The organism is Bosea sp. (in: a-proteobacteria) (genome assembly GCF_023953965.1).
Classification (GTDB): domain Bacteria; phylum Pseudomonadota; class Alphaproteobacteria; order Rhizobiales; family Beijerinckiaceae; genus Allobosea.
On record NZ_JAMLIX010000001.1, the window covers coordinates 2014218 to 2027664 of the forward strand.

At 67.4% G+C, this 13447-nt stretch carries 11 protein-coding genes; 5 read left to right on the plus strand and 6 right to left on the minus strand.

Going from position 1 to position 13447, the window contains the following annotated elements; all coding sequences use genetic code 11:
• Positions 1 to 4: 4 nt before the first annotated feature.
• Entirely contained in the window at positions 5 to 2209 is a 2205-nt protein-coding gene (locus tag M9917_RS09295; RefSeq protein ID WP_297252982.1) for an amylo-alpha-1,6-glucosidase, read from the minus strand.
• 15 nt (positions 2210 to 2224) lie between these two features.
• Positions 2225 to 3337 (minus strand): glycosyltransferase family 4 protein, encoded by a 1113-nt coding sequence (locus M9917_RS09300; RefSeq protein ID WP_297252984.1) that lies wholly within the window; start codon positions 3335 to 3337, stop codon positions 2225 to 2227.
• 197 nt (positions 3338 to 3534) lie between these two features.
• Here M9917_RS09300 and M9917_RS09305 point away from each other — a divergent pair, with 197 nt between their 5' ends.
• The gene (locus tag M9917_RS09305) at positions 3535 to 3723 is read left to right on the plus strand and encodes a DUF3008 family protein (protein ID WP_297252986.1); all 189 of its coding nucleotides are present in this window, start codon (positions 3535 to 3537) and stop codon (positions 3721 to 3723) included.
• 58 nt (positions 3724 to 3781) lie between these two features.
• Here the strand turns inward: M9917_RS09305 and M9917_RS09310 are convergent, their stop codons facing one another.
• The 4 genes from M9917_RS09310 to M9917_RS09325 form a co-directional block, all read right to left on the minus strand.
• On the minus strand, positions 3782 to 4816 hold the full coding sequence (locus M9917_RS09310) for an ABC transporter permease (protein ID WP_297252989.1): 1035 nt from the start codon (positions 4814 to 4816) through the stop codon (positions 3782 to 3784).
• A complete protein-coding gene (locus M9917_RS09315) occupies positions 4813 to 5619 on the minus strand; it encodes an ABC transporter ATP-binding protein (protein WP_297252991.1) in 807 nt (268 codons plus the stop codon). The genes M9917_RS09310 and M9917_RS09315 overlap by 4 nt, the downstream gene beginning before the upstream one ends.
• A gap of 124 nt (positions 5620 to 5743) precedes the next feature.
• Positions 5744 to 6799, minus strand: coding sequence for an ABC transporter substrate-binding protein (locus M9917_RS09320; RefSeq protein WP_297252994.1), 1056 nt, complete (start codon positions 6797 to 6799; stop codon positions 5744 to 5746).
• A gap of 146 nt (positions 6800 to 6945) precedes the next feature.
• A complete protein-coding gene (locus M9917_RS09325) occupies positions 6946 to 7821 on the minus strand; it encodes a universal stress protein (RefSeq protein WP_297252996.1) in 876 nt (291 codons plus the stop codon).
• Between the two features lie 254 nt (positions 7822 to 8075).
• Between M9917_RS09325 and M9917_RS09330 the strand changes: the two genes are divergently transcribed.
• The 4 genes from M9917_RS09330 to M9917_RS09345 all read left to right on the plus strand — a co-directional run bounded on the left by M9917_RS09330 (position 8076) and on the right by M9917_RS09345 (position 13396).
• Positions 8076 to 9257 (plus strand): efflux RND transporter periplasmic adaptor subunit, encoded by a 1182-nt coding sequence (locus M9917_RS09330; RefSeq protein ID WP_297252998.1) that lies wholly within the window; start codon positions 8076 to 8078, stop codon positions 9255 to 9257.
• Positions 9254 to 10387, plus strand: coding sequence for an ABC transporter permease (locus tag M9917_RS09335; protein WP_297253000.1), 1134 nt, complete (start codon positions 9254 to 9256; stop codon positions 10385 to 10387). Before M9917_RS09330 ends, M9917_RS09335 begins: the two co-directional genes overlap by 4 nt.
• Before the next feature lies 1 nt (position 10388).
• Positions 10389 to 11093, plus strand: a complete 705-nt coding sequence (locus M9917_RS09340) for an ABC transporter ATP-binding protein (protein WP_297253002.1) — start codon at positions 10389 to 10391, stop codon at positions 11091 to 11093.
• A 344-nt stretch (positions 11094 to 11437) separates the two neighbouring features.
• The gene (locus M9917_RS09345; protein WP_297253004.1) at positions 11438 to 13396 is read left to right on the plus strand and encodes a putative bifunctional diguanylate cyclase/phosphodiesterase; all 1959 of its coding nucleotides are present in this window, start codon (positions 11438 to 11440) and stop codon (positions 13394 to 13396) included.
• Positions 13397 to 13447: the final 51 nt, after the last annotated feature.

Sequence of the window (13447 nt, forward strand, 5' to 3'; positions counted from 1 at the left end):
CCGCTCATTTTGACAGGATGATGCGCGCGCTGCCGCTGCGGGAGAGGACATTGGCGGTGACGTCCCGGCCATAGCGATGGAACCGGATATCGGCGACCGAGGCGCCGAGCCGCAGATTCCGGATCACGAGCTCGTCGAGGAAATCGGGCATGACCGGTTCGTGGAACCGGATCTCGTCCTGCCCGTGGTCGAGATCGAGGCCGAGGCAGGCCCCGAGCAGGCCGAGGATCGAGGCCGCGGACCAGGCCTGCGGCGCGCAGGCGACCGGATAGGGCACCGGGGCCCGGTGCGGGCGTCGGTTGAAGCCGCAGAACAGCTCCGGCAGGCGGTACATGTCCTGATGCCGGCCCGTCTCGAAAATGGCGGAGAACACACGGCTCGCCTCCGTCTTCAGCCCGTAGCGGGTGAGCCCGATGGCGATGAGGGCGTTGTCGTGCGGCCAGACCGAGCCGTTGTGATAGGACATCGGGTTGTAGCGGGGCTGGCCCGCAGGCAGCGTGCGGATGCCCCAGCCGCTGAACGCCTCGGGCGTCAGGAGGTTCGTCGCGACGCTGCGCGCGCGCTCCGGGGAGGCGATGCCGGCGAAGAGCGCGTGGCCGGCGTTCGAGGAGGGCACGCGGCAGGGGCGTTTCTCGCCGTCGAGCGCCAGCGCATAGGTTCCCAGATCCGCGCACCAGAAGGCCCGCTCGAAGGCGATGCGCAGGCGTTCCGCCGCCTCGTCCAGCGCCGAGGCCAGCGCCTGATCGCCGAGCCCGCGCGCCATCGCGGCCGCCTCCAGCTTCGCCGCATAGGCATAGGCCTGGACCTCGCAGAGCGCGATCGGGCCGACCGGGTCGGAGCCGTCGGCATGGAAGACCGCGTCGTGCGAATCCTTCCAGCCCTGGTTGGCGAGCCCGCTCTCGCGGGCGCGCGCATATTCGATGAAGCCGTCGCCGTCGCGATCGCCATAGGCGTCCATCCAGCCGAGCGCGGCACGGATATTGGGCCAGATCGCGCGAATGGTCGCGACATCGCCGGTGCGCCTGAGATAGAGGCCGGCCAGCATGACGAAGAGCGGGGTCGCGTCGATCGTGCCGTAGTAGCGGCCGAAGGGCACCTCGTGGAGCCTCGCCATCTCGCCATGGCGCATCTCGTGCAGAATCTTGCCCGGCTGCGCGTCGGCCTCGGGGTCGGTCGCTTGCGCCTGCGTGGCCGCGAGCGTCCGCAGCACGCCGCGCGCGATATCGGGATCGATCCACAGCATCAGCATCGCGGTGATGATGCCGTCGCGGCCGAAGACCGTGTTGAACCAGGGGATGCCGGCGTAAGGGTAGGGGCCGAGCTCGCTGCGCGTCACCAGCGTATAGACGTCGGATATCGCCCGGCCGAGCGTCGCGTCGAAGAGCGTGTTCGAGCTCTTCACCGCCGCGATGCGCGACGTTGCTGCCCGGCGCGCGCGGCGCGTGTCGCGATAGGCGGCGAGAAAGTCCATGGGCGGCGCCGCGCCGACACCGGCGTCGAGGCAGGAGACGGTCAGGAACAGGGAGCGCTGCTCGCAGGGACCGAGATCGATCTCGGCCGTCATGCGGTGGCGGTCGATCGCCACCGGCGGCGGGTTCATCGCGACGAGCGTGCGTCGCTCGATACGATCGAGGCCGACATAGCGGAACACGACCCGGTTCGGCGCCACGACCCGGGCGGAGCCGGTGCCACGCCTGAGGCGCCGGGTGCCGCGAACCTCAAACATATCATGGAAATCGGCTGCGAGGAGCAGGTCGAGATGCAGGCGCAAACGCTTCGCGCCGTAGTTCCTGACGCTGATGCGCTCGTAGCAGATCGCCTGCCAGAGGAATTTGGTGCGCTGCAGGAAAAGCGTGTCGCGCGCCAGCTTGTCGCCCCCGATCCTGAGATCGGGGTTCGTCAGCTCGACCGAGAGCACCGCCTTGTCCTCGTGCACCGCCGAGCTCAGCAGCAGGGGGCGCTTGCCTTCCACGCGCAGCTCGAGATGGGAGAGGAAGCGCGTGTCGCGGAAGAACAGCCCTTCGGCGGTCTCGCTGCGTGTCCCGATATCGCCATGCGCGTCGAGCACCGCGAAGGCATCGCCATGCTTCAGGTTGCGCAGGGCGTGCTCGGTCAGCGAGGTCGTGGCTTCGATCTCGTATTCGGACCAGAGGTTGCGGCTGTCGGGCGCGGGCGCCGGAGGCGTAGTCCTGCTGATGCTTTCGGACATGGCACCTGCCCCTCGTCATGACGGCTGCGGCAACCCGGCCGGAGCGTCCATGCCACGTGGATCGCCCTTGAAGGCGTTCGACAATGCCGGCTTGCGAACCGGTTGGCGGCCGCAGCGCAGATTCTCGAAGGTCTCGATATAGTCGGCCGCCATGCGCGACGCCGTGAAGCGCATGTCGAAGCATTCGCGCACGGCGCCACGCTCGAGGCGATGGATTTCGGCCGCCGCCTCGACCGCCTCCTCGATCGAGGAGACGACGATGCCCGAGACGCCCTGATCGATCACCTCCGGAACGGAGCCTGCCGCCCAGGCGATCACCGGCGTCCCGGTCGCCATGGCCTCGATCATGACGAGGCCGAAAGGCTCCGGCCAGTCGATCGGAAACAGCAGGGCGGCGGCTGCGCCCAGGAAGTCGCCCTTCCTGCCGTCGTCGATCTCGCCGATGAACTCGACCAGCGGATGGTCGAGCAGGGGCCGGATCGTATCTTCGAAATAACCCCGGTCGACGGCGTCGACCTTCGCGGCGATCTTCAGCGGCATGCGGCTTCGCCTGGCGATCTCGATCGCCCGGTCGGGCCGCTTCTCCGGCGAGATGCGGCCGAGGAAGGCGAGATAGCCGCCGCGCCCGCGGCGGAACCGGTGAAGCTGTTCCGGCAGGCCGTGATGGATGGTGGAGACCCAGTTCACCGGCGGCATGGGCCGGCGCTGATCGTCGGAAATCGAGACCAGAGGCATCTCGGGGAAGGCCCGGTAGAGCGGATGGAAATCCGGCAGGTCGAGCCGCCCGTGCAGGGTGGTGACGCATTTGGGGAACAGCTCCCTGAACAGGGGAAACTGCAGCAGGTCGATATGGAAATGGATGATGTCGAATTCATCCGCGCGTCGCCTGACCTCCTCCAGCATCGTGAGCGTGCTCGGGGTGTGGTCGCGGATGCCGGCGAGGCGCAAGCCCTCCGGCACGGCCCGGACCAGCCGGGCGCTGCTGCGGGAATCGCCGCTGGCGAACAGGGTGACGTCCTGCCCCTGGCGCACGAGCTCCTCGGTGAGCCACGACACCACTCTTTCCGTTCCGCCATAGAGCCGCGGCGGCACGGCCTCCGCCAACGGAGCCACCTGAGCAATCCGCATCATCTCTTCCCTTGAAGCGCCCGAAACGGGCTGAGAACCCCGCGCTTCGACAACGCGGAGAGGCCGCTTCGGTTCAATGATGCGGCAGCGCGTCGCCATCCCCGGCTTTTTCGGAACAGGTCACGGCAATCCCCGTTGGTTGCGCATATGCGGGCCTGCGAGGACGCGGCCCGTTCGCCCCGATGAAGGAGGAAGCCATGCCCGCGAAATCCGCTGCACAGCAGAAGGCCGCCGGAGCCGCCCTCGCGGCCAAGCGCGGCGACATGAAGAAGAGCGAGCTCAAGGGCGCCTCGAAATCGATGGAGAAATCGATGAGCGAGGCCGAGCTCGAAAAAATGGCCTCGACCAAACGCAAGGGCAAGGCGGAGCACGTCTCGAAGCATTGATGGCCCTGCCTGGCCGGCGGATGCTGACCGAGCCCGAGCCGCCCGCAGAAGCGAAGGCTTACTTCCGCCAGGGCATCAGCCGGCGCTGGAGCCATTGCAGCGCATAGGTCAGCAACACGCCGAGGATCATGACGACGACGAGGCCGGCATACATCTTCTCGGGGTTCAGCACCTCCCAATAGTAGAAGGTCATGTAGCCGACGCCCTGCTTGGCGCGCACGAACTCGACCGAGATGATCACGATCATCGCCGTGCCGAGCGCGATGCGAAGCCCGGCGAAGATCACCGGCAGGGCGCCGGGCAGGATGACGTGGCGCAGCATCGACCAGCCGGTGGCGCCGTAGTTCTTCCCGGCCATCAGGTAGACGTTGTCGATGCCGCGCACGCCGGCCATCGTGTTGATCGCCATCAGGATGAAGACGGACAGGCCGACGACGAGGATCTTCGGCGCCTCGCCGAAGGGATCGGCGAACATCAGCATCACGATCGGGAAGATCGCGATCTTCGGCAGGACATAGACCGCCGACAGCGTGGTATCGAGCATCAGCCTGACGGTCTGGTTCAGGCCCATGACCACGCCGAGCAGCACGCCGGGGATGGCGCCGAGCACGAAGCCGATCAGGACGCGCCCCACCGTCGCGAGCACATGGCTCTCCGACAGGAGCGTCCAGACGCCGGCCCAGCCCTCGCGGCCGAAGGCTTCCGGCATCAGCCAGGGCCGCCCGAGCAGGGTCGTGCCCGAGAAACGGTCGTAGCGCGTGCTCAGGTCCCAGAGCGCGGCGCCGATGCGGCTCGGCGGCGGGAACCAGGTCGGGTTGATGAAGCCGCTGCCGGCGGCGGCTTCCCAGAGCACGAGGACGAGGAACGGGAAGCCCAGCGCCAGCGTGCGCTCGTAGAGGCCCCGGCCCTTCACCGGCACCAATCGGCCGATGCGCTCGCAGATCAGCACCATGAGGACGAAGCTTCCCCCGATCGCCGGCCAGGCGAGCGCGCTCCAGAAGCCCGCCGCGGCCGGCACGGCGTTGAGGGCGAGGATGGCGGCGGCCAGCAGCAGGATGGCGCGCCGGTCGCCGGTGCTCGCTGGTGCCGTCATGGCCTTGCCTCCATGGCGCGCGTCACCTCGGCCGAGAGCTTGTCCCAGATCGCGGCGCGATATTCGGCGAAGCGCGGCGAATTCGTCATCGCGATCGAGCGCGGCCGCGGCAGCTCGATCCTGAAGGTGGCGAGGTGCCGGCCGGGCTGGGCGCTCATCAGGATGACGCGGTCGCCGAGCAGCACCGCCTCGTCGAGGCTGTGGGTGATGTAGAGCACGGTCTTGCGGGTCTCCTCCCAGATCCGCAGCAGCTCCTCCTGGATGACCACGCGCGTCTGGGCGTCGAGCGCGCCGAGCGGCTCGTCCATCAGCAGCACTTCGGGATCGTTGGCGAGCGCGCGGACGATGCTGACGCGCTGCTTCATGCCGCCCGAGATCTGGTGCGGATAATAATCGGCGAACTTGCCAAGGCCCACGCGGTCGAGCCAGTAGCGTGCGGTGTCGAGCCGCTCCTTGCGGCCGACGCCGCGCATCTGCGGGCCGAAGGCGACGTTCTCGATCAGCGTCTTCCAGGGGAAGATCGCATATTCCTGGAAGACGACGCTGTTGAGCGGGCGGCCGGGCTCCCGGCCGGGGCGGATATCGATCGTGCCCTGCGAGATCGATTCCAGCCCCGCGACCATGCGCAGGAAGGTCGACTTGCCGCAGCCGGAGGGGCCGACGATGCAGACGAACTCGCCATCGGCCACGTCGAGCGAGAAATCCTCCAGCGCGACCATGGTGCCGTCGGCGGTGGGATAAAGCTTGCTGACATGGCGCGCGCCGATCTTCGGCGCGGCGGCGGCCGGCATGGTGGCGCTCATCGGCCGCCTCTCGAGACTGGTTGGTGCTGCATCGATCGGTTCAAAGGCTTGGATCACCTTGCGTCCCACCGGATGCAAGGTGGCCATCCAAGCTCTTGTCCGATGCTCTGACGCCCCGGCGGCCTCACTTGGCCGGGGCGGTCTTGCCCAGCACCTCGATCGCCTTGGCGACGAAGCGCTCGTCGACGACCTTCGCCATGTCGAGCGGCTTGTCGTATTCGGTGCGGCCGTTCTCGCGGTGCACGCGCTCGATATCGGCAAGGCCCGCGGTCGGGATCGACATGTTCGGATCGAACGGCACCGCGCCGCTGTTCCTGATCGCCTCGGCCGTCGAGGCGGTATATTTCAGATAGCCGTCGATGTTGGCCTGGGCGAGGAAATCGGCGCCCTGCATCAGCCGCGCGGCTTCCGCCATCGCCAGCACGAAGCGCTCGGCCACCTCGGGGCGCTCCTTCAGGAACTTGCCCGAGCCGACGAAGACGACCGTCATCAGCCCCGGCGTGAAATCCTGCGCCAGGAGCTTGCCGTTGCCGGCCTTGAGGATCTGGTCGGAATAGGGCGAGGAGGTCAGCACGGCGTCGACCGACTTCGCCTCCATCGCCGCCGGCATGTCGCCATTGCCGATATTGAGGAGTTGCACGTCGCGCAGGGTGAGCCCGGCGCTCTCCAGCGCCTTGGTGACGAAATACTCGCCGCCGCTGCCCGGGCCGCCGGCGGCCGCGATGCGCTTGCCCTTGAGATCGGCGACCGACTTGATCGCGCCGGACTCCATCAGGTCGTTGCGGACGATCAGCTTGGTCGGTCCGTTGGTCATCGGATCGAGGCCGCCCGGCGCGATCACCCTGATGTCGAGGCCGCGATTCCAGGCCGACCAGAGCGAGGCCACGATGGCGATGCCGCCGACATCGACCGAGCCCTTGTCGAGGAAGGCGATCGCCTCGGTGCCGGATTTGACGCTCTCGAGCTTGACGTCGAGCCCGTATTTCTTGAACAGCCCGCGTGCCTCCGCGACATAGGCCGTGGCGAACTTCATGATCGGCACATAGGCGACGCGCACCGTCTGCGGCGGATCGAGCGGCTTCAGCGACGGCGCCTGGGCGAGCGCCGGCGCGGCGGCGCCGGCAAGGCCGATGATCATGGCGGCGCAAGCGCTGCGCCAGCGGGCGAATCCTTCAAGCATTCCGTTCCTCCCAACGGGGGCGGCTCACCGCCGCCTGCCCGTCTGTTTCGTTCAACAGGCTTCTTCGACCCGCAGATCCGCTTTCGTCAACCGCGACCTAGGGATTGCCCCGGGCAATCCCCGACAGCGGCCGGCGCGGGAAGACCCTAATGCGCGACGAACAGCGGCAGGGAAGAACTGCGCAGGAGATCCGAGGTGACGCCGCCCAGCACCCATTCCCGGAAGCGCGAATGGCCGAAGGCCCCCAGCACCATGAGATCCGCCGAGATCCTGTCCGCCTCGTCGATGAGGGCGTCGGTCGCGGATGTCTGCGTGTCGAGGACGCTCGCCGTCGCCGTGACGCCGTGCCGGGCGAGATGGGCGCTGATGTCGGCGAGGACCTCGGCGCCTCCCATCCGGCCGTGGGCTTCCTCCCTGACCGTGACGATATGGACCTGCGTCGCCCGGGTGAGCAGGGGCAGGGCCTCGGCCACGGCGCGGGCGCTCTGGCGCGTATCGGTCCAGCCGATCAGCACGGTCCGGACGGATGAGCGCGGCGCGGCCTTGGGCGGCACGAGGTAGAGCCCCCTGCCGCCGTCGAAGATGACGCTCTCGATCAGGGCGCTCCAGCGGGTTTCGTCGTCATCATGCGGGCAGGTCGCGATGAAGAGGTCGTTCCAGCGGGCTTCGCTGGCGACGGCCCGTTCGAGGGCGCCGGGGAAGGCGTCCAGACGGCGCAGCTCGTGGGCGGGGCCAAGGCGCTCCAGCCGTTGCCGCAGCCGCTTCTCGGCGGCGTCTCCCTCCCCGGTCGCGGAATCGACGAGCTGGCCGATCGCGGCGATGCCGAAATCGCCGACGAAAAGCGCGGGATCGGGCAGGGGATTGGTGAAGATCCCGGTGATCCGCGCCCCGTATCGCTCCGCGAGCGCTTCGGCATGGGCGAGGCGGACCTCGTCCTCCGGCGAGCCGTCGAGATGGACCGCGATGTCGCGATAGGCCGCGCCGTGAACCTTGCTGCCCGAAGATTGAGTGATGTCGCTCATGCCGACCTCCATGCGATCATACTGCCGTTATTATCTCATCGAGAGACGGAAGCAGCGCAACCGCATTGATGCTCATCAAACAGATCGGGGTTTCGCGCAGATTCTGCCAGATCACATCCAACGGCGCCGCTGTGACGAAAGGCCATTGCGCCGCCTCCGGCCCTGCTATGTGATCGACATCAACGACGGGAGAGCATGATCGTGGAGGATTTGACGAGCCGGGATCACCAGAACCGCTCGGCCGGATGCGCGAGATGAACCTTCATAGGATCCTGCCCGGGCTGTCGGCCCGGTCCATGTTGGCGGCGGCGGGCCTCGTCGCCGTCGCGGCCGGCGCGATCCTGCTCTGGTCCCGTCGCCCGGTCGATGTCGAGGTCGCCGCGATCGAACGGGACGTTCCGGTCCGGGTCTTCGGCCTGGGCACGACCGAAGCCCGTGTCGTCTCGAAGATCGGCTTCGAGATCGGCGCCACGCTGGCCGAGCTTCACGCCGATCACGGCGACAGCGTCGCCAAGGGGCAGGTGCTCGCCCGCCTCGCCACCGGCGAGCAGGACGCAAAGGTCGCCAAGGCCCGCGCCGCGCTGCTGATCGCCGAGGTCAACATCGCCAGGAGCGGCGCCAATCTGGAGAAGGCGCGCGCGGTCTTCGTCCAGAGGCAGGAGGCCAACCGGCGCAAGCAGGCGCTGGCGGGTCGCGACATCGTCTCCCAGCAGGGGGCGGAGGAGGCTGCCCGCGACGAGGCCGTGGCCAAGGCGGATGTCGCGGTGGCGGAGAGCGAGGTGGAAAGCGCCAGGGCGCAGCAGACCGATGCCCGCGCCCAGCTTCAATATGAAGAAACCATGCTGCGGCACCGCACGCTCGCCGCGCCCTTCGACGCCGTCGTCATCGAGCGCCACAAGGAGCCGGGCAGCGTCGTCAAGGCCGGCGACCCGATCTTCACCCTGATCGCGGCCGGCAGCTATTGGGGCCTCGCCTATGTCGACGAGGCGCGCGCCGGCTTCATCGAGGAGGGCCAGCCGGTCGAGGCGCGCCTGCGCTCCCGGCCGCTCGAGACCTTCACCGGGCGCGTGGTCCGCATCGGGCTCGAAAGCGACCGCGTCACCGAGGAGCGGCGCGTCTGGCTCAGGGGCGACAACCCGCCGGCGCGGGTCTATCTCGGCGAGCAGGTGGAGTTCTGGATCACGGTGGCGAAGCTCGACCGGGCCCTGCTCGTGCCCGCGGCCGCGGTCCATGGCTATGACGGCCGGCAGGGCACGGTCTGGACGCTCGAGGACGGCCGGCTGCAGCGCCGCCTCGTCCGCTTCCGTCACCGCACCGAGGATGCGCGCCTCGAGGTCGTCGACGGTCTGCCGGCGAACGCGCGTGTCGTAACCCGGCTGGATGACGCGCTGCGCGAAGGCCGGGCGGCGCGCGCCGCCGGGGCGGGGGCATCATGAACCTCGCCTGGCGCGATATACGCCACAATCTCGGCCGCTTCCTGCTGACGGGCGTCGGGCTTGGCCTCCTGCTCGGCGTCGTCCTGGCGATGATCGGCATCTATCGTGGTCTCGTCGCCGATGCCCTGACGATCGCCCGGGCGCCGGCCGTCGATCTGTGGATCGTGGAGGCCAATACGCGCGGTCCTTTCGCCGAGGCCTCGCGGATCCCGGGCGACGTCCGCGAGGCGGTGGCACGCATCGCCGATGTCGCCGCCGCCGGCAGCATCACCTACCAGACCGTCGAGGCCGAGCATCGGGGCGGCAAGCTCAGGCTCTACGTCATCGGCCATGAGCCGGCGCGCCCCGGCGGCCCGCCGGAGATCGTGGAGGGGCGCGCGATCGCGCGCAGCCACCACGAGATGGTCGCCGACCGCTCGTCCGGGCTGACGCTCGGCGAACGGGTCCGGCTCGGCCGCAACAGCTTCACCGTGGTGGGGCTGACCCGGCACCAGGTCAATTCCGGCGGCGATCCGGCTGTCTACATCGCGCTGGCCGACGCCCAGAAGCTCCAGTTCGAGCTCGCGCCGCCAGCCGCGCGGGTGCAGCTCGCCCGCGGCACGGGCAGCGCGAGCCGCGACACCGTCAACGCCGTCGTCGCCCGGCTGCATCCGAACGCCTCCCCCGCCGCGAGCGCCGCGGCGATCGGGCGCTGGAAGCATCTGGCTGCGATCACGCAGGAGGAGCAGGAAGTCATCCTGTCGCGCTCGCTCGTCGACCGCGCGCGGCGGCAGATCGGGCTGTTCACCTCGCTTCTGCTGGCCGTCTCGGCCGTCATCATCGCGCTCATCATCTACACCATGACGATGGAGAAGCTGAAGCAGATCGCGACCCTGAAGCTGATCGGGGCGCCCGACCGCACCATCATCGGCATGATCGTGCAGCAGGCGCTGGGGCTCGGGCTGATCGGCTTTGCGATCGGCGCCGCGCTCATCCTCGCCATCAAGGACCATTTCCCGCGCCGCGTGATCCTGGAACCGGACAATATGGCCGCTCTCGGCCTGACCGTGTTCGCGATCTGCCTGTTGTCGAGCGGGCTCGGCGTTCGCGCGGCGCTCAGGGTCGATCCGGCGACGGCGCTCGGGGGCTGAGATGACGGGACCGGCATCCGACAGGCCGCTGGTGCGGCTTGAGGGAATCTCCAAGCATTTCGGCGAGGGCGAGACGCGCGTGGACGCGTTGCGGGAGGTTACGCTCGAGGTCTTTCCCCGGCAGGTCGTGGCCCTGCTCGGGCCTTCCGGTTCCGGCAAGACCACGCTGCTCAACGTCATCGGCTGCATCCTCGATCCGTCGGCGGGGTCGATGGAGCTCGACGGCGAGCGCGTGCTGCATGACGGCCGGTGGCAGCGCGGCGATCTCAGGCGGCTCAGGCTCGACAAGATCGGATTCATCTTCCAGTTCCACAACCTGCTGCCCTTTCTCGACGCGACGGACAATGTCGCGCTCGTCCTGCAACTGGCGCGCGTCGACATGGTAAGCGCGCGCGAGCGGGCGGGGCGATTGCTGGACGATCTGGAGGTCGGTCACCGCCGGCGCGCCTTGCCGGCCAAGCTTTCGGGCGGCGAGGCGCAGCGCGTCGCCATCGCCCGTGCGCTCGCCAACAGCCCCCGCATCATCCTGGCCGACGAGCCGACCGCCGCGCTCGATTCCAAGCGCGCCGCCATCGTCATGGACCTCTTGCGCAAGCTCGCGGTCGAGCGCGACGCCGCCATCATCGCCGTCACGCATGACGAGAAGATCTTCGACCGCTTCGATCACATGTTCCATTTGCGCGATGGCCGTCTGGCGGAGGCTTGAGGCATCACCGGATGCCACGACCAGCCGGTGGCTTTGCCACGCCAGCCCGCGATGGCCCGAGATCGCGGCGCCGCTTCACAAGCTATAGTTTTTCTTGGCTGACGTAGGAAAATCTAGCCTTTCCAGAAGACCGTTTGTTTGGCGGATACCGATTTTTAAGCAATCCCATGGCTACGTGACGGCGAGTTAACCCAACGGCATGGGCATGCTCGGTATGCCCGTTGAAGAATTTAACCTTATGGCGGCGTGGGCGTAATGTTATCGAGCCTATTTTTTAGCTCGCCAGGAGAGGGATTTTGATTAGATATCGTATAAATAATCTCTTTCGCGTCATACAAACAACAATGACCGTGACGACGGACAGGCCCGATCTGTTGAGAGCTCAGCTCAATGCTCTCTCCAGGCTGATTCCCTTGCTCTATTTCATGCTCGTTACAAATGCCTGGGTCCTGGCGATTACCTTTCTCGGCAAGGCGCCGGATTGGCTGAGCCTCTATCTCGCGATCGGCCTGAGCGTGTTTTGCGGCCTGCGGCTGGTGCAATGGTGGCGCAAGAAGGACATCCGGCTGACGGATCTTGAGACCGCGCGCGTATTGCGGCGAACCAACAAGATCTCGGCGATTCTCGGCGTATCCTTCTCCGTCTGGGCCATTGCGCTGTTCCCCTACGGGGACGCTTATACGCAAGCCTATGTCGGCACCTTCCTGACGGTCGCCATGCTCACCAGCATGCTGTGCCTCATCCATCTGCGCTCGGCCGCGGTGATCGTCGCCCTGAGCGTCAGCATCCCCTGCGCCACCTTTTTCGCATTGAGCGGCATACCGACGCTGATCGGCACGGCGATCAACGTCACGCTGATCACCGTCGGCGTCGTCATCGTGATCCTGATCCAGTATCGGGACTTCACGCGCATGGTAGAGGCGCAGAAGCAGACCGAGCTTTTGAGCAACGAGAACCTGCGCCTGGCCAATCTCGACAGCCTCACCGAGCTGCCCAACAGGCGTGCGTTCTTCGCCCGGCTGGCGGAGGTCTTCAAAACCACCCCGGCCGAACGGACGCGCATCGCGCTCGGCATCATCGATCTCGACGGCTTCAAGCCCGTGAACGACCTTTACGGCCATGCCGTTGGCGACAAGCTTTTGATCGCCGTCGCCGAGCGGCTGCTGTTCGATCGTCCGTCCGGAGCGCTGTTCATGTCCCGCCTCGGCGGAGACGAGTTCGCCTATGTCGTGACGGATGCGCCCGATGACGATGCCCTCGTCGCGCAAGGCGAGAGGATCGCCGAATTGCTGCGGGCTCCCTTCCTGCTCGCGGAGGCGACCGTGCAGATTTCGGGTTCCGTCGGCATCGCCGTCTATCCCGAAATGGCGAGCGGGGCGAACCAGCTGTTCGAGCGTGCGGATTATGCGCTCTACCACGGCAAGAGCGCGCGCCGGGGCGGCGCCATCCTGTTTTCCGCCGATCATGAAGCGCAGATCAACAACGATGCCCGGATCGAGCAGGCGCTCAAATGCGCCGATTTCGAACGGGAGCTGTCCGTGGTGTTTCAGCCCATCGTCGATATCCGTACCCAGGCGACCGTCGGCTTCGAGACGCTGGCGCGCTGGGCCAGCCCGACGATCGGCTGGATTTCGCCGGGTGAGTTCATCCCGGTCGCCGAGCGCGCCGGCATCATCGGCTCGTTGACCCGGCCGCTGTTGAAGAAGGCGCTGGTGGCGGCCCTGTGCTGGTCGCGGGAGCTTCGCCTGTCGTTCAACCTGTCCGCCTATGATCTCAATTCGGTGGAGGGCGCCGAGACGATCCTGGCCATCATCAAGGACAGCGGATTCGACCCCCGCAGGCTCGACCTGGAGATCACCGAGACCGCGTTCGCCCATGATTTCAAGCAGGTCCAGCAGTCGATCGAGATGCTGCGCATCCTCGGCTGCGGGATCTCGCTGGACGATTTCGGCACGGGCTACTCCAGCCTGTCGCGCCTGCATGCCCTGCCGCTGACCAAGATCAAGATCGACCGGAGCTTCGTGACCGGGCTCGACAAGAGCCCCGCGAGCTTCAAGATCGTCAAATCCCTGCTGGCGCTCAGCCGCGACATGGGGCTGGACTGCGTGATCGAAGGGGTCGAGACCGACGAGGAGATGGCGGTGCTGCGGCGGCTCGGGGGGTTGATGGTCCAGGGCTATTTCTATTCCGCGCCCATCGCCGAGGAGGAGGTCACCCTCTATCTCGAAGGAGCGGTCGCCGGGCGCCAGGCGCTCGCGGCCTTGCCGAGAAGCCCGTCGGCGCCCCGGCCGGCGCACGCCTAGAGTCGTCTCGACGGCCATGCCGGAACCGCCGTTGCCGGCGCGGGTTTATCC

Excerpts from the sequence above, each read along its gene's own strand:
- M9917_RS09295 (WP_297252982.1), bottom strand. The coding sequence starts at position 2,209 with ATGTCCGAAAGCATCAGCAGGACTACGCCTCCGGCGCCCGCGCCCGAC.
- M9917_RS09300 (WP_297252984.1), bottom strand. The coding sequence starts at position 3,337 with ATGCGGATTGCTCAGGTGGCTCCGTTGGCGGAGGCCGTGCCGCCGCGG.
- M9917_RS09305 (WP_297252986.1), top strand. The coding sequence starts at position 3,535 with ATGCCCGCGAAATCCGCTGCACAGCAGAAGGCCGCCGGAGCCGCCCTC.
- M9917_RS09310 (WP_297252989.1), bottom strand. The coding sequence starts at position 4,816 with ATGACGGCACCAGCGAGCACCGGCGACCGGCGCGCCATCCTGCTGCTG.
- M9917_RS09315 (WP_297252991.1), bottom strand. The coding sequence starts at position 5,619 with ATGAGCGCCACCATGCCGGCCGCCGCCGCGCCGAAGATCGGCGCGCGC.
- M9917_RS09320 (WP_297252994.1), bottom strand. The coding sequence starts at position 6,799 with ATGCTTGAAGGATTCGCCCGCTGGCGCAGCGCTTGCGCCGCCATGATC.
- M9917_RS09325 (WP_297252996.1), bottom strand. The coding sequence starts at position 7,821 with ATGAGCGACATCACTCAATCTTCGGGCAGCAAGGTTCACGGCGCGGCC.
- M9917_RS09330 (WP_297252998.1), top strand. The coding sequence starts at position 8,076 with ATGAACCTTCATAGGATCCTGCCCGGGCTGTCGGCCCGGTCCATGTTG.
- M9917_RS09335 (WP_297253000.1), top strand. The coding sequence starts at position 9,254 with ATGAACCTCGCCTGGCGCGATATACGCCACAATCTCGGCCGCTTCCTG.
- M9917_RS09340 (WP_297253002.1), top strand. The coding sequence starts at position 10,389 with ATGACGGGACCGGCATCCGACAGGCCGCTGGTGCGGCTTGAGGGAATC.
- M9917_RS09345 (WP_297253004.1), top strand. The coding sequence starts at position 11,438 with ATGACCGTGACGACGGACAGGCCCGATCTGTTGAGAGCTCAGCTCAAT.